Consider the following 237-nt stretch of genomic DNA (forward strand, 5'->3'; position numbering starts at 1 on the left):
AAATCGATATCCCAGACGATGAGAAACAGTGCGACTGTTGCGGCAAAGCTCTTAAGGCGTTTGGCCATGAGAGCAGCTGTAAGCTGGATATCGTTCCTGCACAGGTGAAAGTGGTTGAGTTCCAGCGTCTGAAATACGGCTGCGAGTGTGAGTCCGGTGTTAAAACCGCACCGATGCCCAAATTACCCATTCCAAAAAGCATGGCTACGCCGGGCCTGCTGGCCTGGATTATTACCA

The 237-nt window shown here is 51.5% G+C and carries 1 protein-coding gene; it reads left to right on the top strand.

Annotated elements, in window-relative coordinates; all coding sequences use genetic code 11:
- Positions 1–237, top strand: a 237-nt coding sequence (locus CWC28_RS21420) for an IS66 family transposase zinc-finger binding domain-containing protein (protein ID WP_171038350.1), incomplete at both ends; no start/stop codon positions are given.

The organism is Pseudoalteromonas sp. S4492, assembly GCF_005886115.1.
Lineage (GTDB): Bacteria > Pseudomonadota > Gammaproteobacteria > Enterobacterales > Alteromonadaceae > Pseudoalteromonas > Pseudoalteromonas gelatinilytica.